This is a genomic window from Bradyrhizobium sp. USDA 4501, assembly GCF_054062115.1.
Map to the genome: position 1 here is coordinate 7,588,885 of NZ_JBSSEX010000001.1, position 24,515 is coordinate 7,613,399.

27 protein-coding genes and 2 pseudogenes are annotated in these 24,515 nt (G+C 64.9%); 16 read left to right on the plus strand and 13 right to left on the minus strand.

Annotated features, from left to right (window positions below; translation table 11 throughout):
- Nucleotides 1–28: 28 nt before the first annotated feature.
- The 3 genes and pseudogenes from ACVWZM_RS34970 to ACVWZM_RS34980 form a co-directional block, all read right to left on the minus strand.
- On the minus strand, nt 29–916 hold the full coding sequence (locus tag ACVWZM_RS34970; RefSeq protein WP_253589870.1) for a hypothetical protein: 888 nt from the start codon (nt 914–916) through the stop codon (nt 29–31).
- An 87-nt stretch (nt 917–1,003) separates the two neighbouring features.
- Nucleotides 1,004–1,758, minus strand: a pseudogene (fliP, locus tag ACVWZM_RS34975) (flagellar type III secretion system pore protein FliP).
- Complete coding sequence (locus tag ACVWZM_RS34980) at nt 1,755–2,699, minus strand: flagellar biosynthetic protein FliO (RefSeq protein WP_456855742.1); 945 nt, start codon at nt 2,697–2,699, stop codon at nt 1,755–1,757. The pseudogene fliP and the gene ACVWZM_RS34980 overlap by 4 nt, the downstream one beginning before the upstream one ends.
- 359 nt (nt 2,700–3,058) lie before the next feature.
- On the opposite strand from ACVWZM_RS34980, the gene flgB reads away from it, so the two are divergent.
- The 9 genes from flgB to ACVWZM_RS35025 all read left to right on the plus strand — a co-directional run bounded on the left by flgB (nt 3,059) and on the right by ACVWZM_RS35025 (nt 11,302).
- A complete protein-coding gene (gene flgB / locus ACVWZM_RS34985) occupies nt 3,059–3,469 on the plus strand; it encodes a flagellar basal body rod protein FlgB (protein ID WP_076825629.1) in 411 nt (136 codons plus the stop codon).
- Nucleotides 3,470–3,508: 39 nt separating this feature from the next.
- Complete coding sequence (gene flgC / locus ACVWZM_RS34990) at nt 3,509–3,934, plus strand: flagellar basal body rod protein FlgC (RefSeq protein WP_018272466.1); 426 nt, start codon at nt 3,509–3,511, stop codon at nt 3,932–3,934.
- A gap of 26 nt (nt 3,935–3,960) precedes the next feature.
- The gene (gene fliE / locus ACVWZM_RS34995) at nt 3,961–4,272 is read left to right on the plus strand and encodes a flagellar hook-basal body complex protein FliE (protein ID WP_057018333.1); all 312 of its coding nucleotides are present in this window, start codon (nt 3,961–3,963) and stop codon (nt 4,270–4,272) included.
- 145 nt (nt 4,273–4,417) lie between these two features.
- Nucleotides 4,418–4,681 (plus strand): flagellar biosynthesis protein FliQ, encoded by a 264-nt coding sequence (fliQ, locus tag ACVWZM_RS35000; RefSeq protein ID WP_016844766.1) that lies wholly within the window; start codon nt 4,418–4,420, stop codon nt 4,679–4,681.
- Between the two features lie 18 nt (nt 4,682–4,699).
- Complete coding sequence (gene fliR, locus ACVWZM_RS35005; protein ID WP_016844767.1) at nt 4,700–5,470, plus strand: flagellar biosynthetic protein FliR; 771 nt, start codon at nt 4,700–4,702, stop codon at nt 5,468–5,470.
- 11 nt (nt 5,471–5,481) lie between these two features.
- Nucleotides 5,482–6,555 carry a flagellar biosynthesis protein FlhB gene (gene flhB, locus ACVWZM_RS35010; protein WP_057018335.1) on the plus strand — a complete coding sequence of 358 codons (1,074 nt, stop codon included), beginning with the start codon at nt 5,482–5,484 and terminating at the stop codon, nt 6,553–6,555.
- Nucleotides 6,556–6,697: 142 nt separating this feature from the next.
- Nucleotides 6,698–9,268, plus strand: a complete 2,571-nt coding sequence (gene cckA, locus ACVWZM_RS35015; protein ID WP_253641020.1) for a cell cycle histidine kinase CckA — start codon at nt 6,698–6,700, stop codon at nt 9,266–9,268.
- Between the two features lie 242 nt (nt 9,269–9,510).
- Nucleotides 9,511–10,473 (plus strand): Tim44 domain-containing protein, encoded by a 963-nt coding sequence (locus tag ACVWZM_RS35020; RefSeq protein WP_456855743.1) that lies wholly within the window; start codon nt 9,511–9,513, stop codon nt 10,471–10,473.
- 151 nt (nt 10,474–10,624) lie between these two features.
- A complete protein-coding gene (locus ACVWZM_RS35025) occupies nt 10,625–11,302 on the plus strand; it encodes a lectin (RefSeq protein WP_076825625.1) in 678 nt (225 codons plus the stop codon).
- A gap of 119 nt (nt 11,303–11,421) precedes the next feature.
- Here ACVWZM_RS35025 and ACVWZM_RS35030 read toward each other — a convergent pair whose 3' ends face one another.
- Nucleotides 11,422–11,829, minus strand: coding sequence for a DUF3606 domain-containing protein (locus tag ACVWZM_RS35030; RefSeq protein ID WP_076825623.1), 408 nt, complete (start codon nt 11,827–11,829; stop codon nt 11,422–11,424).
- A gap of 153 nt (nt 11,830–11,982) precedes the next feature.
- Here ACVWZM_RS35030 and ACVWZM_RS35035 point away from each other — a divergent pair, with 153 nt between their 5' ends.
- Complete coding sequence (locus ACVWZM_RS35035; protein ID WP_456855744.1) at nt 11,983–12,690, plus strand: glutathione S-transferase; 708 nt, start codon at nt 11,983–11,985, stop codon at nt 12,688–12,690.
- 101 nt (nt 12,691–12,791) lie between these two features.
- Here the strand turns inward: ACVWZM_RS35035 and ACVWZM_RS35040 are convergent, their stop codons facing one another.
- Both ACVWZM_RS35040 and ACVWZM_RS35045 read right to left on the minus strand, forming a co-directional pair.
- Nucleotides 12,792–13,148 carry a GFA family protein gene (locus tag ACVWZM_RS35040; protein ID WP_057018339.1) on the minus strand — a complete coding sequence of 119 codons (357 nt, stop codon included), beginning with the start codon at nt 13,146–13,148 and terminating at the stop codon, nt 12,792–12,794.
- Between the two features lie 9 nt (nt 13,149–13,157).
- Entirely contained in the window at nt 13,158–13,832 is a 675-nt protein-coding gene (locus ACVWZM_RS35045; protein WP_456855745.1) for a methyltransferase family protein, read from the minus strand.
- Nucleotides 13,833–13,978: 146 nt separating this feature from the next.
- Here ACVWZM_RS35045 and ACVWZM_RS35050 point away from each other — a divergent pair, with 146 nt between their 5' ends.
- Entirely contained in the window at nt 13,979–14,305 is a 327-nt protein-coding gene (locus ACVWZM_RS35050) for an ArsR/SmtB family transcription factor (RefSeq protein ID WP_028339820.1), read from the plus strand.
- Nucleotides 14,305–14,745: an SRPBCC family protein gene (locus ACVWZM_RS35055; RefSeq protein ID WP_057018341.1), complete on the plus strand. Its 441-nt coding sequence runs from the start codon at nt 14,305–14,307 to the stop codon at nt 14,743–14,745. The genes ACVWZM_RS35050 and ACVWZM_RS35055 overlap by 1 nt, the downstream gene beginning before the upstream one ends.
- Here ACVWZM_RS35055 and ACVWZM_RS35060 read toward each other — a convergent pair whose 3' ends face one another.
- Entirely contained in the window at nt 14,746–15,201 is a 456-nt protein-coding gene (locus tag ACVWZM_RS35060) for a hypothetical protein (RefSeq protein ID WP_456856825.1), read from the minus strand.
- On the opposite strand from ACVWZM_RS35060, the gene ACVWZM_RS35065 reads away from it, so the two are divergent.
- The 3 genes from ACVWZM_RS35065 (at nt 15,200) to ACVWZM_RS35075 (ending at nt 18,197) form a co-directional block, all read left to right on the plus strand.
- A complete protein-coding gene (locus ACVWZM_RS35065) occupies nt 15,200–15,631 on the plus strand; it encodes a hypothetical protein (RefSeq protein WP_456855746.1) in 432 nt (143 codons plus the stop codon). The genes ACVWZM_RS35060 and ACVWZM_RS35065 overlap by 2 nt on opposite strands.
- A 229-nt stretch (nt 15,632–15,860) precedes the next feature.
- Nucleotides 15,861–17,516 carry a fumarate hydratase gene (locus tag ACVWZM_RS35070; protein WP_253623702.1) on the plus strand — a complete coding sequence of 552 codons (1,656 nt, stop codon included), beginning with the start codon at nt 15,861–15,863 and terminating at the stop codon, nt 17,514–17,516.
- Between the two features lie 9 nt (nt 17,517–17,525).
- Nucleotides 17,526–18,197 (plus strand): DUF429 domain-containing protein, encoded by a 672-nt coding sequence (locus ACVWZM_RS35075; protein WP_456848849.1) that lies wholly within the window; start codon nt 17,526–17,528, stop codon nt 18,195–18,197.
- A 27-nt stretch (nt 18,198–18,224) separates the two neighbouring features.
- Here the strand turns inward: ACVWZM_RS35075 and ACVWZM_RS35080 are convergent.
- From ACVWZM_RS35080 to ACVWZM_RS35105, 6 genes and pseudogenes are all read right to left on the minus strand, one after another.
- Nucleotides 18,225–19,221 (minus strand): annotated as a pseudogene (locus ACVWZM_RS35080) (IS630 family transposase).
- A gap of 77 nt (nt 19,222–19,298) precedes the next feature.
- Nucleotides 19,299–20,243 carry an SH3 domain-containing protein gene (locus tag ACVWZM_RS35085; protein ID WP_456848847.1) on the minus strand — a complete coding sequence of 315 codons (945 nt, stop codon included), beginning with the start codon at nt 20,241–20,243 and terminating at the stop codon, nt 19,299–19,301.
- A gap of 19 nt (nt 20,244–20,262) precedes the next feature.
- Complete coding sequence (locus ACVWZM_RS35090) at nt 20,263–20,559, minus strand: hypothetical protein (protein ID WP_050387634.1); 297 nt, start codon at nt 20,557–20,559, stop codon at nt 20,263–20,265.
- 118 nt (nt 20,560–20,677) lie between these two features.
- Nucleotides 20,678–21,232, minus strand: coding sequence for an inner membrane-spanning protein YciB (locus ACVWZM_RS35095; RefSeq protein ID WP_076825607.1), 555 nt, complete (start codon nt 21,230–21,232; stop codon nt 20,678–20,680).
- Nucleotides 21,233–21,286: 54 nt separating this feature from the next.
- On the minus strand, nt 21,287–21,862 hold the full coding sequence (locus ACVWZM_RS35100; protein WP_253625983.1) for a hypothetical protein: 576 nt from the start codon (nt 21,860–21,862) through the stop codon (nt 21,287–21,289).
- A 242-nt stretch (nt 21,863–22,104) separates the two neighbouring features.
- Nucleotides 22,105–23,508: a carotenoid oxygenase family protein gene (locus ACVWZM_RS35105; RefSeq protein WP_253623705.1), complete on the minus strand. Its 1,404-nt coding sequence runs from the start codon at nt 23,506–23,508 to the stop codon at nt 22,105–22,107.
- A 112-nt stretch (nt 23,509–23,620) separates the two neighbouring features.
- On the opposite strand from ACVWZM_RS35105, the gene ACVWZM_RS35110 reads away from it, so the two are divergent.
- Entirely contained in the window at nt 23,621–24,346 is a 726-nt protein-coding gene (locus ACVWZM_RS35110; RefSeq protein WP_141342781.1) for a TetR/AcrR family transcriptional regulator, read from the plus strand.
- Nucleotides 24,347–24,515: the final 169 nt, after the last annotated feature.

Consider the following 24,515-nt stretch of genomic DNA (forward strand, 5'->3'; position numbering starts at 1 on the left):
TCATGACGTGACGCCGAAGAGCGCGCGCTCAGCCGTCATACTGGTCCGGCCCCATCGCCCACGGCGCCTGGTCGTAGCCGTTGGCGAAGGTGGGGTTGGTCTGCGCCGGATTGCGATTGACCAGTGGCCGCAGATACATCGGGTGGGTAGCGCTGCGCACCTCGTGCTCGACGGTGAACAGATGCCGGCCGTCGGCCGGATCGACGATGTCGCAGAAGCGGTACTGGTATTGATTGTCCTCGCGTGAGACCAGATTACGCTCGCGCAGTCGCCGGTAGGGGCCCGAGAAGTCCGTGATGTAGATCTGGATGTGATGGCCGTCGAATTCGCCCTGCGCAGCGTCGCTCTCGCGGAATTGCAGATACTGATCCTTGCCGACTTTTGCGCGCGCGACGACGTCGTCGCCGTTCACGACGCTGGCGGGGATGCCCATGATCTCAGGATAGAACCGGCTGATCGCCTCAGCCGTGCCGCGCGGCACCTCGAACTCGACATAGGGCATGCCGAGCGCGATGCGCCCGAACCGTTCGGCGTCCGGTTCGAAGCAGCGTAGCCGGTTGCCCCAGGGGCAGGTGGCCTCGACGTGATCGTTGCGCTCGCGATAGCTGAACGCGGTGCCCTCGAGCTTGGGCGCGACCGCGGCGAGCCGCTGCAGCAGGGCCTGCCGCCCGGCGATCACGATGCCGGTGTGGCCGCGCAGTACCTGCTGGCGGCCGCTCGGCAGGTGAAACTGGCTGCGGCCGACATTCACCCACATGTTGCTGTCGGAGACCATCAGATAGGGATCGCGCGTCAGCCCGATGCCGGCGACGTAGAACAGCGTGGCGAGGCGCTGGTCCGGCACCTGCACGTTGACATGTTCGAGATGGATGGCGTTGCCGAGATCTTCTGCGGCGCGGTCGAATGGCTGCTGCACGGCGCGGCTCCCTGGATGCGGTGCCGCGCATGATAGTGCAACGGTGTGGCCGATCCAGCTGACGGGCCATGAATGTTTCGCAGGGCGCTACCCGCCGTAACTCTGCACCAGGCTGCCGGCGACCAGGGCCCAGCCGTCGACCAGCACACGAAGAAGATCAGCTTGAACGGCAGCGAGACCACTACCGGCGGCAGCATCATCATGCCCATCGACATCAGGACCGAGGCGACCACGAGGTCGATGATCAAAAACGGCAGGAACAGCAGGAAGCCGATCTCGAAGGCGCGTTTCAGCTCGGAGATCATGAAGGCCGGCACCAGGATGCGCAGCGACATCTCCTCCGGCGTCGCCGGCGGCGGCTCGCCCGAGAGGTCCATGAACAGCTTCAAATCCTTCTCGCGGACGTTCTTCTGCATGAAGCCGCGCAAGGGGACCGAGGCGCGCTGCAACGCGTCCTCAACGCCGATCTGGTTGGCGACCAGCGGCTTGATGCCGTCGTCATAGGATTTCTGCAGCACCGGCCCCATCACGAAGGCGGTGAGGAACATCGCAAGCGCGATCATCACCGAGTTCGGCGGCGCGGTGGCGGTGCCGAGCGCGGTGCGCAGCAGCGACAGCACGACCACGATGCGCGTGAACGACGTCATCATGATCAGGATCGACGGCGCGATCGACAGCACCGTCAGCAGCGCAATCAGCTGGATCGCGCGCTCGGTCACGCCGCCATTGCCGCCGCCGAGATTGATGCTGATATCCTGCGCCATCGCCGGATCAGCGAGGGATCCGGCGGCGATCAGGACAGCGATGAAAAAAACTCTACGCGGGACTGCCCTTGGCCTCACGAAGGATTCTTCGGTCGGCCGAGCAGCGAGGCCATCTCGTCCTCGAGATTTTCGAACCCGCTCTTCTGTCCGCCGGCGGGCGGGGCGGGCGGCTCGCTGCGCTGCGGGCGCGCCGGCGGCGCCTCGGGCGCAACCGGCGGCGCGACGGTCTCGCCGGCGCCGGTCGGGCGGCGCAGCGCCGCTTCGAGCCGTTGCGCCATCTCGGCGAGATTGGCGTCGGCGTTCGATGGAGGCGGCGGAGCCGGAGGCGCCTGCGTTGCAGCCGGCGGCGGTGCCTGGGGAGGCGGTGGCGGCGGCGTCACGGCGCGCTCGGTTGTGCGCAGCGGTGGCGGCGCCTTCGCCGGCTCGGCGGTGCCGCGCGGCGGACGCGGGACGACCGGCTCGGAGCGCGGCGGCAGGCGTGGCGGCATCGGATCGGGCCGCGGCTCGCCGCGTTCGGGCGTGAAGCCCGCGAGCGGATCGCTGCGACGCTCGGCGATCGGCGGCGCGGGCCGGCGCAGCTCGTCGGCGAAGGAGGGCCGTGTCTGACGCGGCGGCAGCTCCGGCTCGGGAAGGTCGAAATTGTCGGAGCGGGCGGCTTCGCTCTCGTTCCAGGCTGCATCCGGAAGCGGCGCCACGCGCGGCGGCGCGGCATCGGCTGCGACCGCGGGGCGGGTCGACATTTGATCGCGCGCTGGCATCGCGCGGACGATATTCGGCTCGACGACGATATCGGTGGGGCCGCCGATCATCAGGAGATGCTCGATGTTGTCGCGGCGGACCAGCACCAGGCGGCGCCGCCCGTCAACGGCGGCAGCGTCGATCACCGCCAGGCGCGGCATGCGCCCGCGGTTGGCGTTGGCCCCGAGGCGGTTTCCGGCGAAGCGGCGGACGAGCCATGCGGTCACGCCGATCAGCGCCAGCACGACAACGAATGCCAAGACGAATGTAATGACCTGCATATTGGAGTCCCCGGCCATCTTGGCCTTCCTCAGCTTTCGCCATCAACGGGCGCGGATTGATAGGTGCGGTTTGCGCAGCGAATCGCGCCGGAGATTCGCCTTATTTCTTAATTCCCAGCGGCTTGCAGCCCACTGTTCTATTAATAAACCAAGAATCGCTTGTCCCAAAACGACTTCTCAGCGCCCCACGCTGTCTTGGTTTGTGCTGGTTAACGCAGCATTCGTGGCGAAAATGCGCTCGCAGGCCGCAGTTGCGGCGTTCTCCACGGATCCGTCCGGCATTTTAACCACCCGTTAACCATACACCGGGCAAATTCTGCCTACCTCGGAAGAGCCCTGAGGTTAACGGAGCCGCGGCGATGGCCATGAACGATCTCCCGATCCTGTCGGCGTTGCGCACCAAGATGCAGTGGCACCAGGAGCGCCAGCGGGTGCTCGCCGAGAACATTTCCAATTCCGACACGCCGAACTTCCGGCCGCGGGACCTGGCCGAGCCGAAGTTCGACCGGGCCGGCGCCACGGTTGGCGGCGGCGTGGGGACGCTGCCGATGATGCAGACCAGCGCTACCCACATGGCGGCGTCCGGCGCGCCCGACAGCTTCGACAACGATCGCGGCAAGAGCGGGTTCCAGACCCGTCCGGCCGGCAACGCGGTCAATCTCGAGGAGCAGATGCTGAAAGTGTCGGCCAACCAGATGGACTATGCGGCCGTCACCTCGCTCTACAGCCGCAGCCTGCATCTGCTGAAGACTGCGATCGGCAAGGGCTAGAGCAAGGGTTAGCCCGCCTGACGGCGGCAGGAGGATCCCATGGCAGATGGAACAAGCGATTTCGCCCGCTCGATGAGCATCGCAACCTCAGGCCTGCGGGCGCAGGCGGGGCGCATGCGGGTGATCTCGGAAAATATCGCCAATGCCGATTCGACGGCGCAGACCGCGGGCGGCGACCCTTACCGCCGCAAGGTGCCGACCTTCTCCTCCACGCTCGATCGCACGCTCGACGCCCAGGTCGTGGCGCTGGGCCGGATCCGCCCCGACCAGTCTTCGTTCCGGGTCAAGCACGAGCCGGGCAATCCGGCGGCGGACGCCTCGGGCAACGTCAAATATCCGAACGTCAATGCGATGGTCGAAATGACCGACATGCGCGACGCCCAGCGCTCCTACGAGGCCAACCTCAACATCATCAGCGCGACGCGGCGGATGATCCAGCGCACGCTCGACATCCTCAAGTCCTGACGCAACAAGAACAGGGAACGTAAATCATGGCTTCACCGACAGTCGCCGCCAACGCCTACGCCAACCTCGCCAAGATGATGGAGCGCGGCGGCGCCGAGAAGGCCGGGCAGGCCGTCGCCGGCCCATCCTTCAGCGCGCTGCTGAAGGACTCCGTCGGCAGCGTCCTGGAGGCGGGCAAGAAGTCCGACGCGCAGACCATGGCGATGACCTCGGGCAAGGCGAACGTGATGGATGTGGTGACGGCGGTCGCCGACACCGACGTTGCGGTGTCGACGCTGGTCTCGGTGCGCGACCGCGTGATCCAGGCCTATGAAGACATCATGAAGATGCCGATCTGACGTCGCTTGCGACGTCATCCCGGGGCGATGCGCAGCATCGAGCCTCAGATGTGCAATTGCACATCAAAGATCTCGAGGTTCCGGGTTCGATGCGTTGCATCGCCCCGGAACGACGGTGCAAACAACTGACAGCGAGAACTCAACAATGACCGGCCCCGAAACCCTCGACGTGGCGCGCGATGCGATCTGGACCATCGTGGTGGTGTCATCGCCCCTGATGGTGGTCGGCCTCGTGGTCGGCGTCGTGGTGTCGCTGTTCCAGGCGCTGACGCAGATCCAGGAGCAGACCCTGATTTTCGTGCCGAAGATCCTCGCGATCTTCGTCACATTGCTGCTGGCGCTGCCGTTCATGGCGGACTCGCTCAGTAGCCACATGATGCGGATTTCATCGCGAATCATCGGCGGTTGATGCACTAATGCCGCGGTCATGCGCATCGATGTCTCCCTGCTGCCGGCGCTGGCCGCGATCTTCGTGCTGGTCTTCGCGCGCGTGGGCGCGATGGTGATGCTGCTGCCCGGTTTCGGCGAGAGCAACATCCCGGCGCGGGTCAAACTGTCGATCGCGCTGTTGCTGACGCTGATCATCCTTCCCCTGCATCGCAACGCCTATCATGTCGACCTGACGTCGATCTCCTCGCTCGGCGTCCTGATGGTGCATGAGCTCATCATCGGCATCGTGCTCGGCGCGACCGCGCGGGTGACGCTGTCGGCGCTCAACGTCGCGGGCTCCGTGATCGCGCAGCAGCTCGGCCTCGGCTTCGTCACCGCGGTCGATCCGACCCAGGGGCAGCAGGGCCAGATTATCGGCAACTTCCTCACCATCCTCGGCCTCACGCTGCTGTTTGCGACCGACAGCCACTATCTCGTCATTGCGGCGCTGAGCGAGAGCTACCGCATCTTCTCGCCGGGCGAGATCATGCCGACCGGCGATGTCGCAGCGCTTGCGACCTCGGCCTTCTCCGCCGCCTTCAAGATCGGCCTGCAGCTGTCCGCGCCGTTCCTGGTGTTCGGCCTGGTCTTCAACATCGGGCTTGGCGTGCTGGCGCGGCTGATGCCGCAGATGCAGGTCTATTTCGTCGGCGTGCCGCTCTCGATCATGGTCGGGTTCCTGATCTTCGGCGTCGTGCTCGCCGCGATGATGAACACCTATCTCGACTATTTCCTCGGCGTCATGCGCCAGCTCGCTCCGATGAACTAGGTGGAGAAGCAGTGGCGGACGATACCGAAGACAAAACAGAAGACCCTACGCAAAAACGTCTCGATGAAGCCCTCGAGAAAGGTGACGTCGCCAAGAGCCAGGAGGTCAACACCTGGTTCGTGATCGCCGGCGGCACCTTGGTGTTGTCGACCTTCTCGGGTTCGATCGGCAGCGGCATCCTGATGCCGCTGCGTAACCTGATTGCCAATTCATGGATGATCCGCACCGACGGTGCCGGCCTGCTGGCGCTGACCCAGTCGCTCGGCTACGCGGTGGTCGCCGCGATCGGCGTGCCGTTCCTGTTGCTGGCGCTGGCCGCGATCGCGGGCAACATGGTGCAGCATCAGCTGGTGTGGTCGGGCGAGCAGCTGAAGCCGAAATTCTCCAAGATCTCGCCGGCTGCCGGCTTCAAGCGGCTGTTCGGCAAGCAGGCGGTGGCGAATTTCCTGAAGGGCCTGTTCAAGCTGATTGCGCTCGGCGCCGTGATGGTCGCGGTGCTGTGGCCCGACCGGATGCGGATGGAATCCTTCCTGCGGGTCGATCCGGCCGAGCTGCTGCCCGCCATCACCGGCATGACGGTGCATCTGCTGGCGGCGGTGGTGGCCATCCTCGCTGCGGTCGCGATCGCCGATTACTTCTTCCAGTACCGGACCTGGTACGAGCGTCACAAGATGTCGCTGCAGGAGATGAAGGAGGAGTTCAAGCAGTCGGAAGGCGACCCGCACGTCAAGGGCAGGATCAAGCAATTGCGGGTCCAGCGCGCCAAGAAGCGCATGATGGCCCAGGTTCCGAAGGCCTCGGTGATCATCACCAACCCGACCCACTATTCGGTGGCGCTGGCCTACGACCGCAGCATGTCGGCGCCGATCTGCGTCGCCAAGGGCGTCGACAATCTTGCCTTCAAGATCCGCGAGATCGCCAAGGAGCACGACATTCCGATCGTGGAGAACGTGGCGCTGGCCCGGGCGCTCTATGCGACGGTCGAGCTCGACCGGGAGATCCCGGTCGAGCACTATCACGCGGTTGCCGAAATCATCGGCTACGTGATGCGGCTGAGGCGCGGCCTGTCCGGCCTGCGGCAGTAAGGGGCGGAAAACCCGCTTGAAATGCGCGTAACTTGCGAAATTGCCGCCTGTTGGACTTGCGTTTTCGGGTCCGATTCAGGCACTCAGGGGCGAGGTGGCCGGCCGGTCGCCTTCGTGATGCAGACGAGCCATGTCTCTCCAGATGACCGCCGATAGCAACGATCCTTCCGTGACCGAGCCTTTCGTGGCCCACGGGCCAGCGCGGCGGAACGGCAGCATCCTGCTGGTGGTCCTGATCGCCGCCGGCATCGTCGCGGTGGCGGTCTGGCTGATGACCATCGGCCGCACCGAGGCGCAGCCCTATATTCTCGGCGTGCTGGCGCTGCTCGCCACCGTCGGGCTGTTCAACCTGTTCGCCCTTGCCGCCGGCATCATCCGCTTCTCCGACCGCGCCACCGATGATCCGGTGATGGCGCGGATCGCCGACCAGGCCCAGGAAGGGCTCGTCGTCACCGACTCCCGCGGCCACGTGGTCTATTCCAACGCCGCCTATCTCACGCTGACCGGCGCGGCCGGGCCGCAGGAGGTCCGTCCGGTCGAGCGCGTCTTCATCGGCAACCCCGACGTCTCCGAGGCCGTGTTCCGCCTTTTGAAGGCTGCGCGCGAGGGCAAGCGGCAGCAGGAGGAGGTCCGCCTCGCCGGCCACGAGGCCGGCCAGGGCCGCTGGCTGCGCCTGCGGGTACGCCCGCTCGGCGAGGGCAAGCGCGATGCGAAATATGCGGTTTGGTCGATCGCCGACGTCACCCGCGACCGCGAGCGCCAGGAAGACGTGTTCCAGGAGTTGCGGCACGCGATCGAATATCTCGATCACGCGCCATGCGGCTTCTTCTCGGTCAATCCGGCCGGCGAGATCGCCTATGTCAACGCCACGCTGGCCAACTGGCTGGACTACGATCTGGCCGAGATCGGCTCGGGCGGCCTGAAACTGACCGACATCGTCTCGGGCGACGGCGCGGCGCTGTTGACCTCGATTGCGGCGGTGCCGGGCGAGGTCAAGACCGAGGTGTTCGACATCGACCTGCGGATGCGCGGCGGCAAGACCGTGCCGGTGCGGCTCTATCACAAGCTCGCTTTCGGCTCCGACGGCGCGGCGGGCGCCTCGCGCACGCTGGTGATCAGCCGCGCCCGCGACGAGCATTCTGATCCGGAGCGCGCCGCCGAGGTGCGCTTCATGCGTTTCTTCGACCATACGCCGATGGCGATCGCGACCGTCGATCGCGGCGGCAATGTGGTCGGCGCCAATGCGCGCTATGCCAAGCTGGCGCAGGGCCTGAACGGCGACGGCGGCGCCGCCAAGTCGATCTTCCGCGCCGTCAATCCGCGCGACCGCGGCCTGCTGATCGCCGCGATCAACCAGGCGGCCGAGGGCCAGGGCGACATCGCGCCGGTCGAGGTGATGCTCGACGGGCCCAAGGAGCGCTTTGCCCAGTTCTTCGTCACCACCGTCGAGAAGGACGAGCGCGACGCCGAGACAGCGATCGTCTACATGCTCGAAACCACCGAGCGGCGCGCGCTGGAAAACCAGATCAACCAGTCGCAGAAGATGGAGATGGTCGGCCAGCTCGCCGGCGGCATCGCGCACGACTTCAACAACGTGCTGTCGGCCATCATGATGGCCAACGACTTCCTGCTGAACGCGCACAAGCCGACCGACCCGTCGTTCCAGGACATCATGCAGATCAAGCAGAACGCCACCCGCGCCGCGACGCTGGTGCGGCAGCTGCTTGCATTCTCGCGCCGCCAGACGCTGCGGCCGCAGGTGCTCGATCTCGGCGATGCATTGAGCGACCTCACAATGCTGCTGCGCCGGCTGATCGGCGAGAAGGTCAAACTCGACCTCGTGCATGGCCGCGACCTGTGGCCGGTGAAGGTCGACGTCTCGCAGTTCGAGCAGGTGGTGGTCAATCTCGCGGTCAACGCGCGCGATGCGATGCCCGACGGCGGCAAGCTGATCATCCGCACCGCCAATGTGCCGACCGAGGAAGCCGCCCAACTCGCCAACAAGGGCATGCCGGCGGCGGACTATGTGAAGATCGAGATCGCCGACACCGGCACCGGCATTCCGGCCGAGATCATCGACAAGATCTTCGAGCCGTTCTTCTCGACCAAGGAAGTCGGCAAGGGGACCGGTCTCGGCCTGTCCACGGTCTACGGCATCGTCAAGCAGACCGGCGGCTTCGTCTATGTCGATTCCGTGCCGGGCGGCGGCACCACGTTCCGGATCTATCTGCCGCGGCATCGCCAGCAGCAGGAGGTCGCACCGGAGGCCCAGGCCGGCAACGGTGCGGCCAAGGAAACCGCCGCCGTCACGGAAGCCGCCAAGCCGAAGCCGGACCTGACCGGGCAGGGCACCATCCTGCTGGTCGAGGACGAGGACGGTTTGCGCTCGCTCAATGCGCGCGGCCTGCGTTCGCGCGGCTACAGCGTGATCGAGGCGGCGAACGGCGTCGAGGCGCTGGAGGCGTTCGAGGAGAAGAACGGCGCCGTCGATCTCGTCGTCTCCGACGTCGTGATGCCGGAGATGGACGGCCCGACGCTGCTGAAGGAAATGCGCAGCCGCAACGCGGAGCTGAAGATCATCTTCGTCTCAGGCTATGCCGAGGACGCCTTCGAGAAGAGCCTGCCGGAGAACCAGCAGTTCGCGTTCCTGCCGAAACCCTTCACGTTGACGCAGCTGGTCGCCGCGGTGAAGGAAACCATGACGGCGAACTAGCCGGTTGCCGCGGCAACCGGCTTTACTTCTCGCAAGTGCGAGGCGAAATTCCGCGGTAACTGTGGTTGAAACCGGGCCTCATCCCGCGGTAGGACGCGCCGTCGCATCCACAAGGACCATAGTGTCACATCTCCGCGACCGAGGGCCGCAGCCGCGGTTCCCGTTTCCCGCTTCACTTTTAACCGTCCCTGCCCATCTTAGGGGCGTTTCCCCATGCCGGGGAATCCTTTGAGGAAACCAACATGAATTTCTCGCAACGCACGCGTGGAATTGTTCGGGCGATCGCCGTCGCGATGGCACTGGCGCTGCCCGTGATGATGACCGTTTCGGCGGCCGACGCCCGCGTTGGCGGCGGCGGCTCGCGCGGCTCGCGGACATTCTCCGCGCCGCCCTCGACCAACACGGCGCCGGGCTCGGTTGCGCCGATGAACCGCACCTTCAGCCAGCCTGGTAGCCCGAACATGGGCTCGCCGGCGGCGGCGAATTCCGGCGGCCTGTTCGGTCGCGGTGGAATGGGCCGCGGCCTGCTCGGCGGCCTGGCCGCGGGCTTCCTTGGCGCCGGCCTGTTCGGCATGCTGTTCGGCGGCGGGCTGTTCTCGGGTCTCGGCGGCCTGTCGTCGATGCTCGGCCTCTTGCTGCAGATCGGTCTGATCGTGCTCGTGGTTCGCCTTGCGATGTCGTGGTGGCAGCGCCGCAACACGCCGGCGGCCGCCTATGCCGGTGGCCCCGACGTCGGCCCCGGTCCGCAGGCGAACGCCCGCTCGGGCTTCGGCTTCGGGCTCGGCGGCGGATCGAATGCGCCGGTCGAGATCGCGCCGGGCGACTATGAGACGTTCGAACGGCTGCTCGGCGACATCCAGACCGCGTGGTCGAACGAGGACATCGCGAAGCTGCACACGCTCGCGACGCCGGAGATGGTGTCGTACTTCTCGAAGGATCTCGAGGAGAACAAGGCGCGCAACGTCACCAACAAGGTGACCAATGTGAAGCTGCTGCAGGGCGATCTGGCGGAAGCCTGGCGCGAAGGCGACAGCGAGTATGCGACGGTCGCGATGCGCTACTCGCTGGTCGACACCATGCTCGAGCGCGGCACCGGCCGTCAGGTCGGCGGCAGCACGCAGCCGGAGGAGGTCACTGAGGTCTGGACCTTCGTACGCCAGCGCGGCGGCAATTGGGAGCTTTCGGCGATCCAGCAGACCAACTGATCGGTTGCCGGAGAATGACAGATACAAGGCGCCGCGGCCTCGTCCGCGGCGCCTTTGTTTTGTGCCTTCATTCACATGTCGCGGCGCCGGAATATCCGGAGGGCCTGCGGGTTGATCTCAGCGGACCATAACAACCATCGGGAGGATTGAGATGAAGATCGTTGCGCATATCGCGGTTCCGGCCTGTCTTGCGTTCGTCGTCGTGGCGGCGCCGCCGGCGGCGGCGCAGACCGCCGACACCAGCTTCTTCCTGACCAGCAACGGCATCGGCAACGGCGGCAATCTCGGCGGGCTCGCCGGCGCCGACAATCATTGCCAGACGCTGGCGCAGGCCGCCGGCTTCGGCGCGCCGAAGACCTGGCGCGCCTATCTCTCGACCCAGGCGGCCGACGGCAAGGCAGCGGAGAATGCGCGCGATCGTATCGGCAAGGGACCGTGGAAGAATGTAAAGGGCGTCGTGGTCGCCAAGGACGTCGCCGACCTGCACAGCGCCGGCAACAATCTCACCAAGCAGACCGCCCTGTCCGAGAAGGGCGAGGTCGTCAACGGTGCCGGCGACACGCCGAACCGCCACGACGTGCTGACGGGCTCGCAAGCAGACGGTACGGCATTTGCGGCCGGCGAGGACCGCACCTGCAAGAACTGGACAAGCAGCACACAAGGCGCCGCCATGCTCGGGCACTTCGACCGCAAGGGCCTGCGCGACGACGAGCCGTCAAAATCCTGGAACACGTCGCATCCCTCGCGCGGTCCCGACGGCGGCTGCTCGCAGGCTGACCTGAAGAGCACCGGCGGCGACGGCCTGCTGTACTGCTTCGCGGCGAACTGAGAGAGCGCATCTGCTTCGTCATTGCGAGTGCAGCGACGCAATCCATCCTACCATAGGCCCGGAGCGATGGATTGCTTCGTCGCCTCGCGCCTCGCAATGACGGGATAGCACGATCGCGCTCAGCTCTTTTTGCGCTTGACGGTCTTCTTTGCGGTCTTCTTCGCGGCCTTCTTTTTCTTCGCGGTTTTTTTCTTCGCCGCGAAATAGGCTTCGACCTTCTTCGAGGAATGTCCGACCGCGGCGACCGCGGTCTTGAGCCGGGCAGGGGTCACCTTGAACTTCTTCGACCAGTAGCGGACCTCGTAGGGCTCGCTGATCGCGATCCGCGCGCGGTCGGCGGCCTTGTGGCGCTGCTCCTTGAAATGGCCTTCCACCTTCTTGGCGGAATGCCCGACCTTCTTGACCGCGGCCTTCAGCTTCGCCGGCGTGACCTTGAACTTCTTGGACCAGTACGCAACTTCGTAGGACTCGCTCAACGCGATCAGAGCGCGGTCTGCCGCGCCCCGCTTCTTCTTGCTGTCCGCCATAAGATGATCCCTCATCGAAAGATTCGACGTTGGAACCTTAGCAGCCTCTGTGCGGTTCGCACAGGCAGCGGTGCGCGATGGACGATCTGACCGCGGCGTGGCTACGATCGAGGTGAAGCGAAGCGATGCGGCGAAGTTTTCGGAGGTATGTGCATGCACTATCAGCTTTACTACTGGCCGATGATCCAGGGCCGCGGCGAATATGTCCGCCTCGCGCTCGAGGATGCGGGCGCCGGCTACACCGATGTCGCGCGCGCCAAGGGCGGCATGGGTGCCATGACGAAGATGATGGAGGCACACAAGGGCACGCCGCCCTTCGCGCCGCCGTTCCTCAAGGCCGGCAGTCTCGTGATCGGGCAGACCGCCAATATCCTGCTCTATCTCGGCGCGCGCCACGGCCTGGCGCCGAAGGCGGAGGGCGGAAAGCTCTGGGTGCACCAGCTGCAGCTGACGATCGCGGACTTCGTGCTGGAGATCCACGATACCCATCATCCGCTCGGGCCGTCGCTGTATTACGAGGACCAGAAGGCGCCGGCGAAGAAACGCTCCGCGGAGTTCTGGGATTCGCGGGTGCCGAAATATCTCGGCTATTTCGAGGATCTCGTGCAGGCCAACCGAGGTGCGTTCGTCACCGGCCGCCGGCTGACCTACGCCGACCTGTCGCTGTTCCAGATCGTGGACGGCCTGCGCTACGCGTTTCCGAAGCGGATGGCGGCATTCGAGAAGAATATCCCGCGCCTGATCGCGCTGCGCGATCGCGTCGCCGAGCGGCCGAACATCCAGACGTATCTGGCCAGCGAGCGGCGGATTCCTTTCAACGAAGAGGGCATTTTCCGGCGCTACAAGGCGCTGGATTTGTGATCGCCGTCATTCCGGGGCGCGAAGCGAACCCGGAATCTCGCGCCACAATCTCTGGATTCCGGGTTCACGCTCCGCGTGCCCCGGAATGACGGCGTGGAAGGCTACCGGCTCCGCCCATCCACCGGCGTCATCGCGATCTTCGACAGATCGATGCCATCGATGCAGCTGACATTCAGCGCCACGATGTCGGTGCCGTCGGGCTTCTTGCCGCGCGCGAACACGTCGACGCCGCAATCGACGCAAAGTTGATGGCGGATCGCATGGCGGTTGAAGAGATATTCCTTGAGGTTCTCGGCGCCGGCGCGAAGCTGGAAGCTCGACGGCGGCATGAACACGAAGTGCAGGCCCTTCTTGGTGCAGATCGAGCAGTTGCAGGCCGTCACCATGGCCATATCGGTGGTGCATTCGAAGCGGACCTGTCCGCAATGGCAACCGCCGGTGTAGGTCTTCTCCGCCATGATGATCCCTCACCACAGCCCGGGCACGAGGCGGTAGCGCACCCGTGCCGTATAATCGGCGTAGCCTGACAATCCCGTCACCAGCGTGCGCTCCTCAATCCGGGTGCGGATCGCAAACATCACGAAGAACACCGGCACGAAGGCGAGGCCCCACCAGGAGCCGAGCGTCAGCGGCACGCCGATGAAGAACAGCATCACGCTCGTATACATCGGATGGCGGACCAGCGCGTAGGGACCGGTCGAGATGACGTGATGGTCGCGCTCGGTCTGCACCTTCACGACTGGCGCGGCGAACGAGTTGGTGCGGAACACCCACAGGATCGCCACGGTCGAGACCAGATACAGCACAAGGCCGAGCACGATCAGCGGCACGCCGTCATTGACGCCGCCAAAGCGCCGCTCGAGCCCCATCGCGACGAACCACAGCACGGCAACGACCAGGAACACCAGCATGAACCGCTTGTCCTCGGTGGGCTGGCCTTCACGCGCGGTGAGGCGCATGCGCTCGGCCAGCAGCCCGGGATCGACCTTGGCGAGCCAGAGCCCGCAGGCCGGGCCGATCACGGCCGAGGCGATCAGATAGACCCACGCGCCGGGCCACTGCAGCGTACCTGCGAAGGCAAACAGCAGCACGGCCATGGTGATGACGAAGAAGGTATTCTGCAGAAGGAGCTTTGCGATCATGGGCGGCTCCGCACGATTCCAGTCGATATTATCGCACCCTTTTCCCGGCAAACATGCGACCGCAGCGATCAACTTTCGGAGCAGGCGAGACGTTCCTGCGTCGCGACCGTATTGACAATCATATAAGCAATTGCTTATATATTTTCATGCCCGCCGCCACGCAGCTGACCGATGTGTTGAAGACCCTCGCGGACCCGACGCGGCGGGCAGTGTTCGAGCGGATTGCGCGGGAAGGCGAGATCGCCGCGACCGGCCTGGTGCAGGGTTCAAAGGTGTCGCAGCCGGCGGTGTCGCAACATCTGCGCGCGCTGCGCGATGCCGGGCTGGTCGCCGAGCGGCGCGAGGGCCGGCATATCCATTATCGCATCGCGCCGAAGGGGCTCGGTCCGCTGATCGACTGGCTCGGCCACTACGAGACGTTCTGGGCCGAGCGCTTCGCAAATCTGGAACGGCTGTTGAAGGAGAGTGAGTGATGGGTGAGACGCACGCGATCACGGTCGAGAAGGTGCTGCCCTACGCGGCCGAGAAGATCTGGCGAACGCTGACGACGAGCGATCGGATCGCGAAATGGCTGATGCCGAACGATTTCGTGCCGGCCGTTGGCCATCGCTTCAATTTCCACACCAAGCCGATGGGCGACTGGGACGGTGTCGTGCATTGCGAGGTGCTGGATTGCGATCCGCCGCGCCTGTTGCGCTACTCCTGGAAGGGCGGTGCTGATACCAATCCGGAATACGGCTCGAAGCTCGACACGATCGTCACCTGGACGCTGACGCCGGTCGAGGGCGGCACCCATCTGCGGATGGTGCATGACGGCTTCGTGCTGCCGGGCAACCGCTTCGCCTTCGACATGATGAGCCCGGGATGGGGCCGGGTGCTCGACGCCATCGCGCGCATCACCAGCGAAGGCTGATCACTCGTTGTTGCCGCGGCGAACCGTGATCGAGGCGTCGGCCTTGTTGCGGGTGCATTCGAGGTTGAGGCGGCGATAGCGCATCGTGATGGTGTTGCCGCGCAAGATGCCCATGCGCTTCAGGCAGCGCGAGGTGCCGGTGACGGCGTCGTCCTTCGGCACGGTGAAGATCAGCGCGGTGGCGGAGCCGACCAGGTTGAAGAACTCCGGCTTCATCTTGCGATCGGTCTTGGCGTAGAGCTCGATCGAATAATCCTTGCCGCGGCAGCCGAGCGACAATTCCTTTGCCGCCGGATGCGTGAGGTAGGTAATGTTGGCGGCGCTGAAATTGACCTTCAGTCCGTCGATCTGGCCGGCGAGCTGCTTGGCGATATCAACGCAGGGATCGGCATGCGCGGTCGCTGCGACGAAAACCGTCGCCAGCGCGATCAGCGCGGCCGGCAGAGTGGAGCGGATGCTCAAAGGCAAGCGTCGGCGCAACGATGCTGTCACGAAATACCCCCCGCGGTATGAAAGTACGCGAAGCTACATGCAGGCTCCCGCGGAGCGCGTCAATATGGCCACGTCAGGACGCGCACCTGCCGTCCTGCGCTTTGGAAGCCCCGGCGGCCCGGCGCTCGCAATCATTGCCATAGGTCTTGCCGTCGCAGCCGCATACGGGCTTGAAGATCTTGTTGCAGATCGTCGGGCGGAACGCGCAGGTGCCGGTCTGGTCGAAGCGGCCGCAGGTCACGGGCTTGAACTGGCAGAACTGGCCGCGACCGCCGCATTGCAGTCCGGCAAGGCCGCCGCAGGGCCTGCCGAGGCGGGCGGCATCGGGCGCCGGTCGGGATCGCGATCAACAAGGCCAGCGCCGCGAACCAGACGAAAAGCGCTGTCTTCATGAAGGTCTCCTGATGGCTTCCTGATGGTTTCCTTGGCCGTTCCGCGGCTTGCCGGCGTTGTGGCAACTTGGGATTACGATGGCATGAAACATAGCACGTGGATTGCCGGTCCCGCGCATGGCTGGAAGGCGGCCCGCTTCCCTTTCCTTTGTCGGAAAAAGGCTTAGAACGGCTCTACATTGCCGGCGGCCCCGCGGCCGGCACCGGCCTTTCGAAACCAACGAGCAGCTCATGAACGCCCCCTCAGCTTTTCCCGACCAGCAGAAGCCCGTTCCGCCCTACAGGCACACGCCTCTGTTCCCGCTTGGTGCCGACACCACGCCCTACAAGAAGGTGACGAGCGAGGGCGTCCGGGTCGAGAAGGTGTTGGGCAAGGACATGCTCGTGGTGTCGCGGGAGGCGCTGCGGGCGCTTTCCGAGGCCGCCTTCGGCGACATCAACCACTATTTGCGGCCGGGCCACCTGAAGCAGCTCCGCTCGATCCTCGAGGACAAGGAAGCCAGCGACAACGACAAGTTCGTCGCCTTCGACTTCCTGAAGAATGCCAACATCGCGGCCGGCGGCGTGCTGCCGATGTGCCAGGACACCGGCACCGCGATCATCATGGGCAAGAAGGGATGCAACGTCATCACCGACGGTGACGACGAGGCCGCGCTGTCCGAAGGCGCGCGCGATGCCTATCTGCGCCGCAATCTGCGCTACTCGCAGGTAGCTCCCTTGTCGATGTATGAGGAGAAGAACACCGCCAACAACATGCCGGCGCAGTGCGAGATCTACGCCGAGGGCGATGATGCCTACAAGTTCATGTTCATGGCCAAGGGCGGCGGAAGCGCCAACAAGAGCTTCCTGTTCCAGGCGACGCCCTCGGTGCTGACCAAGGACCGGCTGCTGGCCTTCCTGAAGGAGAAGGTGCTGACGCTCGGCACCGCGGCGTGTCCCCCGTACCACCTTGCGATCGTGATCGGCGGCACCTCGGCAGAGCTCTGCATGAAGACCGTGAAGCTCGCCTCGGCGCGCTATCTCGACGCGCTGCCGACCCACGGATCGGCCGACGGCAATGCGTTCCGCGATCTCGAGATGGAACAGGAAATCCTCAAGATGACGCAAAGCCTGGGGGTGGGCGCGCAGTTCGGCGGCAAGTATTTCTGCCATGACGTGCGCGTGATCCGGATGCCGCGCCACGGCGCCTCGCTGCCGATCGGGCTCGGCGTCTCCTGTTCGGCGGACCGCCAGGTGCTCGGCAAGATCACCAGGGATGGCGTCTATCTCGAGGAGCTCGAGCACAACCCGGCGCAGTATCTGCCTGCGGTGGAGCGGTCGCTCGGCGGCGAGGTTGTCAAGATCGACCTCAACAAGCCGATGAAGGAGATCCTTGCGACACTGTCGCAATATCCGATCAAGACCCGCGTCTCGATGACCGGCACCATGATCGTCGCGCGCGACTCGGCGCACGCCAAGCTGCGCGAGCGGCTGGAGAAGGGCGAGCCGTTGCCGGATTATTTCAAGAACCATCCGGTCTATTACGCCGGTCCCGCCAAGACGCCCGATGGCTACGCCTCCGGTGCATTCGGCCCGACCACGGCGGGACGCATGGATTCCTTCGTCGACCAGTTCCAGGCGGCCGGCGGCTCGATGGTGATGGTTGCCAAGGGCAACCGCGCAGTCGCGGTGCGCGAGGCTTGCAAGAAGCACGGCGGCTTCTACCTCGGCTCGATCGGCGGCGCCGCGGCGAACCTCGCCGAGCACTGCATCAAGAAGGTCGAGGTGGTCGAGTATCCCGAGCTCGGCATGGAAGCGATCTGGCGCATCGAGGTGGTCGATTTCCCGGCCTTCATCATCATCGACGACAAGGGCAACGACTTCTTCAAGGAATTGAATCTCGGTTGAGGATCGGGGTTGATTGCGGTCGGCCTCGACGGGTTCTCCAAGGGCTGGGTCGCCGTCACCATCGACGGCGACCGGCGTACGATTTCCTTTCACAGCGATATTGCGCGCGCGCTTTCGCGTCCGTTCGATCGCGCCGGGATCGATATCCCGATCGGTCTGACCGATAACGGCGAGCGCGATTGCGACCTTCTCGCGCGCGTAAGATTGCGCCCGCACACCTCGCGCGTCTTCACCGGCGCGCGGCGCTGGCTGTGGCAGCAGTTTGACGATCCCGATCTCGCGAATGCGGAAGCACTGCGCCGCGGCCAGACCCGTGTGTCGCGCCAGCTCTGGCATCTCGGCAAGAAGATCATGGAGGTCGACGGGTTCGTGCGCGCGAACGCCACGCGCGATATCCGCGAGGTGCATCCCGAGCTGGTGTTCCTGCAGCTGAACGGCGGCGAGCCTCTGCCGCGCAAGAAGTCGGAGGAGGGCGATGCGCTACGCTGCAGGCTGCTGAAGCGATCAGGCTTTCGCGAGATCGATCGCTGGCTCACCGAGGTGCGCATCGGCACCGGCGCAAAGCGCGACGATGTGCTGGATGCGTGTGCAGTGGCGCTGGCTGCGCGCGAACCATGCGGAAGCGTTCCCGAAGCGCCGCCGCGAGACGCGCACGATCTGCCGATGCAGATCTGGTTCTAGTGTCCTGAACCAAAAGTTCATGGCATTTTATGCCTTGGCGGGCAGATTGTAAGCGCAGAAGCGTTCGATTGAGCCGAGAATGTCGTCAGCCGATTTGGTCCATCGGAACGGCATTGGGTCAGCGTTGTGATGGTCGATGAAGGAGGCAATCTCGGCCCGTAGCGCCGCCACACTGCGATAGATGCCGCGCCTAATCTTACGCTCGGTGATGAGTGCAAAGAAGCGTTCGACCTGATTGAGCCAGGATGAGCTGGTTGGCGTCAGGTGGACGTGCCAGCGCGGCCTCTTTGCCAGCCAGTTGCGGATCAACGGCGAACTCTTTGGCACGATGGCGTCCATAGCATTTGCCAATGACCCGGCCGGTTGCGACGTCGAGGGCGGCAAACAGCGAGGTGACGCCATGGCGTTTGTAGTCGTGACTACGGCGTGCCGGCTGGCCAGGTCGCATGGGCAGCATGGGGTGGCTGCGATCCAGCGCCTGGATTTGCGACTTCTCATCGACACACAGTACGATGGCGCGCTCGGGCGGAGCTACGTAAAGGCCGACGATGTCGCGAACCTTGGCGACGAAGTCGGGGTCGGTTGAGAGCTTGAAGGTCTCCAACCGATGCGGCTGCAAGCCGAAAGCGCGCCATATACGCTGTACTGTTGAGACTGACAGCCCGCTGGCCCGCGCCATGCTGCGCGAACTCCAGTGGGTGGCCCCGGGAGGCTGGGTCTCAAGGGTGCGAACGATCACCGCCTCGATCCGGGCATCCTCAATCGTGCGTGGCGTCCCCGATCGCGGCTCGTCCCAAAGACCTTCAAGCCGATGCTCGGAGAACCGCCGCCGCCATTTGCCGACCGTGTCGGGATCGACAGCCAAACGGGCCGCCACGACCTTGCTCTGCTCGCCCTCAGCACAGGCCAGGACGATCCGAGCCCGCAGTGCCAACGCCTGAGCAGTGCTTCGACGCGACGCCAACGATGTCAACTCAGCACGTTCCACCTCATCAAGCTCCAGCGGAGCAAAGCGTCGACCCATCGCCAATCCTCCCCAAATCAGGAGAGTCCGCTATCATCGAGTCGATTTGGAGTCCGCCGAACTTTTGATTCAGGACACTAGCTGCAGTTCGTCACCTGGTTGGAGCACAGGCTGCGCCACCAGCCGCGCACGCCGTCATGGCTCTCCACCAGCGCCCAGTGCCCGCTGCAGGCGAGGATGCGTTTCGGACCATCGTCGGTATCGAACTCACCGCCGAGCTTGCGCAGCGCCGGCGTCCATTTGGCATCGACGAAGGGCGCCTGGAACAGCCCGCCCATCCGGGTGTAGCCGTTGGCGTAGCTCGCGCCGACCTTGTTGGCGGCAACCCATCCGCGTCCGGCATAAGGCTTTGGCGCGTTGCGCGGATAGCGCTTGTCATCTTCATAGGCCTTGCCCGGCGGCATCGCGCCCTCGATCAGGAACCAGCCGTCCTTGAAGCCGATGATACGAAACTCGGTGAGCCAGCCGCCCTCCGGCGTGTTCTCGGCCCCGCCCATCTTGAGATGGTAGGGTGGCGGCAGCTTGCCGAGCACGCGTGCCTTCACCGACGGCTCGGCGCGCACGTTGAGGCCCGCGAGGTCCTTGTCCTCCGACCAGGCGCCGAGGTCGCATGGCTCGGTGCCAGCGGGCAGTGCGTTTCGGTTCGCGTCAAGCTCGGCCTGGCGCGCGGCAAAGTCATTGTCCGCCCCGTCGGCGTTTCCGGCAGCGATGTCGCTCGGACCGCGCGGCTTCAGTTCGGCCGACAGCGCGCGCGTGCCGTCCTTGCTGAGCGTCACGACCATCATCTGACGCGGCGCGAAGACGCTTGCCGGCGTCTTCGGGTCGTCCGCGCTCGCGGCATAGACCGCGAGGTGGCCGGTGGTGCGGGCGGCATCCGTGCTGGAAGAGCTGCCCGCAACATATCCGGCCGGCACCAGCGCGACCGCGCTCGCGCGCCACGCCGGTTCGGCTTCGCTTGCCTGCTGCGCGGAAGCCGTCGTGGCTGATAACGCCATGACGGCAACGGATGCCAGGATGCGCATGCGTGTGCGTGTGCCGCGGTTACGCCCGCGTGCCGGTGAAGGGGAAGCTGCCCATTGGGCCGATGCCCATCTCGCCGGAGATGCCGTCGCCCGAGACCTTGCCGGTGAATTCGAGCGTCAGCGGCATCGGATTGGTGATGGAAACCTTCCAGGCGACGTCGTCGCCGTTCACGGTGCCGTCGAAGATTTCGGTGGAGTTGCCCTCGGCGCCCTGCGTGCCGGTGAGCGTGCCGCCCGAGCTTGTCAGCGACAGCGTCGCCTTGCGCTCGCCCATCGGCGTCGTCATCGTGAGATTCCAGTTTCCGTCCACCGCCATTGATGTCTCCCCTCCAGGTAAGGCGCCTTCAAGCGAAATGGCTACCGTTCGCGCGAAGAAAACGCGTGCGCGGGTATAGCCCATCTTGCCGCGCGCGCCTAGTTCGCGGCTGCGGCGATCAGGCGCGGGCGGCGGCGCGCAGCCGGCTTCCGACCAGGACGCGGAAGGCGACATACTGGATCGCGAAGGCGGCGATCTTGGCGCCGACCAGCACCACCGACACGTAGAACGCCCACAGCTTCATGTCGCCGGTCGCCGCGATCGCAACGGTGCCGGCGGCGAGAATGAACATCAGCCCGGCCCAGGCGTAGCCGGCGAGGGTGGCGTATTCCGGAATTGTCTCGGTCACGATCGGCGGCAGATAGCGCAGCATCCAGCCGCGCTTGAGCATGATCGCGCCGATCGCGATGTGGCCGATCGCGGGCTTCGCCAGCACGAAGCGCGGATCGTTGGTGAAAAGCGTCGCACCGCCGAGCACGATCACCAGCCCAAGGCTCGCCCAGGTCATGTAGCCGAGCGCCTGTCCCTTGACGCGCGCATAGACCACTTGCGCGATCGCGCCCGCGATCGCAACGCCGGTGGCGATCAGGACATTGTCGGTGGCGAAATAGACCACCAGGAAGACGATGGTGGAGAGGAAGTCGCTCGCAAGCCTGGCAAATACGCTCTTCATCGTCGTGGTTTCCGTTTCCTCGGGATGATCGTGGTGATGTTGTTATGGCAGCGTCTAGCGTGAGGGCAGCGCGCCGGCTGGCGGCGTCACGTCCTTGGCCGCGCGATAGTGCGGATACCAGTGGGTAAAGCCGACCGCGGCATTGCGCGCGGCGAAGGCGATCAAGAGGCCGGTCCACAGCGGCAGCGCCGGCACGTAAAGCACCGCAATGTTGCCGATCAGCATGAGCAGCATCGCGGCGGTCCAGGCGCCGGTGATCAGGTAGTTGGCATGGAGGAAGCCGGGCAGCTTCGCGGTCTCGGCATCGACCTGCTCCAGCGCATATTGCCGCGTGAAGGGACGGCCGATCATGATCGAGCCGAGCGACACCAGCAGGATGCCGGCATCGACCGCGATCTTCACCGCGGTGTTGCTCAGCGTCGCATCGACGAAGGTGAGGTAGGAGCCGATCGCGGCGAAGATGACGACCGAACCGACGCCGAGGATCTTGATGCTGCGGCCGCGCGCGACATCGAACGCGATGGCAGCGAGGCAGATCAGGGCGGCACTGAGCAGGCTCACCGTGGCCGAGGTCACCAGCATCAGCATGGCGAAGGCGCCGTAGGGAGCGAGGATCAGGAAGATCGTCATGGTGAGCCTCATAGGCTTATCTTTACAGTGTAAAGATACGCTAATGGTGGGCAACGGAGGCGTCAAGCGAAATCTTTACAGTGTCAAAATCGTGAGGTGACGGGAAAATCCAAGGTTTGCCAATGGCATAAAGTGGCGACCGCTCGTTTTCGGTCGGTGGCGACAAAGACGTGGATGCCAGGGACAAGCCCGGGCATGACGCGTGGAGAGGTTGGCGCACTGACGTCCGGGGTGATCGTTGGCTACTCCGCCCCAACCCAATTGCCGTGGAATCCATCCGGCACGCGGTGGCCGAGATGGACCAGCGCGGTCGGGCCCGCTTCGACATCTTGCGCGTTGAACACGGCGAGGTCGCTGCGGTTTTCGCGGGCGCGCCAGACCACCGCGAGCAGCCAGCCGTCGCCTTCCGCGGCGTCAGCGCCGCGCTCGACGAACACAGGCTCGGAGATCGTATCGCCGGCGGGCAGCAGATAGTGGCCGAGCCGCTTGCCGCGGCCGTCGACATGCACGATGCCCGACAGCGCACCGAACATCGGCAGATCGGGGTTGGCGCAGGCGTACCAGCCGTGATTGCTGGCAAATCCGGCGCGGCGATCGTCGACGCGCGGAAATTCGCCGGTGAGGTCGTCGAGATAGGTTTGCGTGAAGCGGTCGGTGTTGCCGGAGAGGTCGAAGGTCCAGCGGCAATAGCGCGCGCGGTTCTTCTGCGGGTCCGTCGGCGAGCCGTCGGGATGATTGAACAGCGGCGCTTCCTCGAACTGCATCACGTCGGCGATGATGCGGTTGCCATCTTCCCACGCGTTCATCACGTGGAAAACGTAGCAGGTCTCGGCGCGGAACCAGACGATGTCCTTTGACGCGCCGCTGCGCTTCATCACGCCGACATAGGCGCCTTTCTCCGGCTCCCAGGCGTACGGCGCCTGTCCGCGCATCGCGCGCTGCATGCTGCCGGTGATCGGCAGGATCGGAAACAGCACATGATTCTCGGTGACGATGAAGTCGTGCACCATGCTGGCATAAGGCGCCTCGAAGCGTTCGAACCGCGTCACCACGCCGGACGAGCTCACCGCGCCGAACGACAGCGCCGGCGTCAGCGGGCCCGCGGCGTTGTAGCCGAAGAACACCATCTCGCCGGTCGCCGGATCGATCTTGGGATGCGCGGTGAACGGGCCTGTGATCGCGCCCTTGTAGTCGCAATAGCCGAGGCGATTGAGCGTGCCGGGCTCGATCTCGGTCGGCAGATGGCCTTCCTCCAGCGCGAGCAGGCGGCCGCCATGGAAGATGATGTTGGTGTTGGCGACGCCGCCGTCGGTCGTTGTGGTGGCCGGCGCATCCGGCATCTTGCGGCCGAAGCCGCCGAACAGCGCGCGACCGGCGTCGTGCTCGGCCTGCCATTTCGGCGTGCGGACCCAGCGGTTGCGGTAGCTGGCGCGGCCGTTCTCGAGATGGAAGGCGTGCAGCATGCCGTCGCCGACGAACCAGTGCGCACCCGGCGCCTCGAACTGCGGATTGGGGCCGTTGCGATAGAGCGTGCCGTTCAGCTCGCGCGGCAATTCGCCCGAGATCTTCAGGAACGGTGCGTCGGCTTCGAATGGGATCGGCGCCAGATTGGTGCGCGCCGCGTTGGATGTGACCTGGTCGAGCATTCCGCATCTCCCTGTATTATGATCTTTACATCGTAAAGATATCAGTAGGGATGACGCCGCCGATCGTCAAGCAAAATCTTTACAGTGTAAAAATTGCGACCTATAAGGCCGGATGGCAAGAATCTCCAAAGAAAACAAGGCGACTCGCCCGGCACGGGCTCCGACCCGCCGGGTTGCACGGACTGCGGCAGCTCGTCCGGCCCGACGGCGCCGCGCCAATGACACGCCGTATCACCATGGCGATCTGCATGAGGCGCTATTGAAGGCCGCCGAGCGCGTGCTCGAGCGTGATGGATTGGCGGGGCTGACATTGCGTGCGGTGGCGCGCGAGGCCGGCGTGTCGCACGCCGCGCCGACGCATCATTTCGGCGATCTCACTGGTTTGCTCAGCGAACTTGCGGCGATCGGTTTCCGGCAATTCGGCCTTGCAATGGCTGCTGCGGACGCTTCGGCGGCCACGACGCCCGAGAAGGGCGTGGCGAGCGCCAAGGCTTATGTTGCCTATGCCCAGGCACATCCCGGCATGTACGGGCTGATGTTCCGCAGCGAGCGGCTTGATCACTCGCGCCCGTCGCTGCACGAGGCGTCCGAGGCTTCGTTCGCAGGGCTGACCCGCGGCGTCGGCGCCAGCCGGCACGAGCAGATTTCCAAGGAGCAGCTTACGCTGGACCAGGCCGCCGCGATCGCGTCGGCCTGGTCGCTGGTGCATGGTTTCACCATGCTGCTGCTCGACGGACGCCTCAAGACGATCCTGGATCGGTCGCCCGAGGGCACATCCGCGGAAACGCTATTGACCGCGATGCTGCGATTGTCCGCGGGCCGCTCGGCGCGGCAATAACCAGTGCTGCCCCTGGACCAGCGTCCCAAATCCGAAGTTCGCATCATTTGCCGCACCTTCGGAGCGAACTTCGGATTCGATAAGGACACTAGCAAGCTTATGATTCTAGTGTGCTTTATGAATGCGAAGTTCGTGAAAGTGGTTGCCGCGAAATCGCACGAACTTCGCA

What these genes read in the sequence shown, in the direction of transcription:
- ACVWZM_RS34980 (WP_456855742.1), bottom strand. Translation starts at nt 2,699, where the DNA reads ATGCAGGTCATTACATTCGTCTTGGCATTCGTTGTCGTGCTGGCGCTG.
- flgB (WP_076825629.1), top strand. Translation starts at nt 3,059, where the DNA reads ATGGCCATGAACGATCTCCCGATCCTGTCGGCGTTGCGCACCAAGATG.
- flgC (WP_018272466.1), top strand. Translation starts at nt 3,509, where the DNA reads ATGGCAGATGGAACAAGCGATTTCGCCCGCTCGATGAGCATCGCAACC.
- fliE (WP_057018333.1), top strand. Translation starts at nt 3,961, where the DNA reads ATGGCTTCACCGACAGTCGCCGCCAACGCCTACGCCAACCTCGCCAAG.
- fliQ (WP_016844766.1), top strand. Translation starts at nt 4,418, where the DNA reads ATGACCGGCCCCGAAACCCTCGACGTGGCGCGCGATGCGATCTGGACC.
- fliR (WP_016844767.1), top strand. Translation starts at nt 4,700, where the DNA reads ATGCGCATCGATGTCTCCCTGCTGCCGGCGCTGGCCGCGATCTTCGTG.
- cckA (WP_253641020.1), top strand. Translation starts at nt 6,698, where the DNA reads ATGACCGCCGATAGCAACGATCCTTCCGTGACCGAGCCTTTCGTGGCC.
- ACVWZM_RS35020 (WP_456855743.1), top strand. Translation starts at nt 9,511, where the DNA reads ATGAATTTCTCGCAACGCACGCGTGGAATTGTTCGGGCGATCGCCGTC.
- ACVWZM_RS35025 (WP_076825625.1), top strand. Translation starts at nt 10,625, where the DNA reads ATGAAGATCGTTGCGCATATCGCGGTTCCGGCCTGTCTTGCGTTCGTC.
- ACVWZM_RS35030 (WP_076825623.1), bottom strand. Translation starts at nt 11,829, where the DNA reads ATGGCGGACAGCAAGAAGAAGCGGGGCGCGGCAGACCGCGCTCTGATC.
- ACVWZM_RS35035 (WP_456855744.1), top strand. Translation starts at nt 11,983, where the DNA reads ATGCACTATCAGCTTTACTACTGGCCGATGATCCAGGGCCGCGGCGAA.
- ACVWZM_RS35040 (WP_057018339.1), bottom strand. Translation starts at nt 13,148, where the DNA reads ATGGCGGAGAAGACCTACACCGGCGGTTGCCATTGCGGACAGGTCCGC.
- ACVWZM_RS35045 (WP_456855745.1), bottom strand. Translation starts at nt 13,832, where the DNA reads ATGATCGCAAAGCTCCTTCTGCAGAATACCTTCTTCGTCATCACCATG.
- ACVWZM_RS35050 (WP_028339820.1), top strand. Translation starts at nt 13,979, where the DNA reads ATGCCCGCCGCCACGCAGCTGACCGATGTGTTGAAGACCCTCGCGGAC.
- ACVWZM_RS35055 (WP_057018341.1), top strand. Translation starts at nt 14,305, where the DNA reads ATGGGTGAGACGCACGCGATCACGGTCGAGAAGGTGCTGCCCTACGCG.
- ACVWZM_RS35065 (WP_456855746.1), top strand. Translation starts at nt 15,200, where the DNA reads ATGCTCAAAGGCAAGCGTCGGCGCAACGATGCTGTCACGAAATACCCC.
- ACVWZM_RS35070 (WP_253623702.1), top strand. Translation starts at nt 15,861, where the DNA reads ATGAACGCCCCCTCAGCTTTTCCCGACCAGCAGAAGCCCGTTCCGCCC.
- ACVWZM_RS35085 (WP_456848847.1), bottom strand. Translation starts at nt 20,243, where the DNA reads ATGCGCATCCTGGCATCCGTTGCCGTCATGGCGTTATCAGCCACGACG.
- ACVWZM_RS35090 (WP_050387634.1), bottom strand. Translation starts at nt 20,559, where the DNA reads ATGGCGGTGGACGGAAACTGGAATCTCACGATGACGACGCCGATGGGC.
- ACVWZM_RS35095 (WP_076825607.1), bottom strand. Translation starts at nt 21,232, where the DNA reads ATGAAGAGCGTATTTGCCAGGCTTGCGAGCGACTTCCTCTCCACCATC.
- ACVWZM_RS35100 (WP_253625983.1), bottom strand. Translation starts at nt 21,862, where the DNA reads ATGACGATCTTCCTGATCCTCGCTCCCTACGGCGCCTTCGCCATGCTG.
- ACVWZM_RS35105 (WP_253623705.1), bottom strand. Translation starts at nt 23,508, where the DNA reads ATGCTCGACCAGGTCACATCCAACGCGGCGCGCACCAATCTGGCGCCG.
- ACVWZM_RS35110 (WP_141342781.1), top strand. Translation starts at nt 23,621, where the DNA reads ATGGCAAGAATCTCCAAAGAAAACAAGGCGACTCGCCCGGCACGGGCT.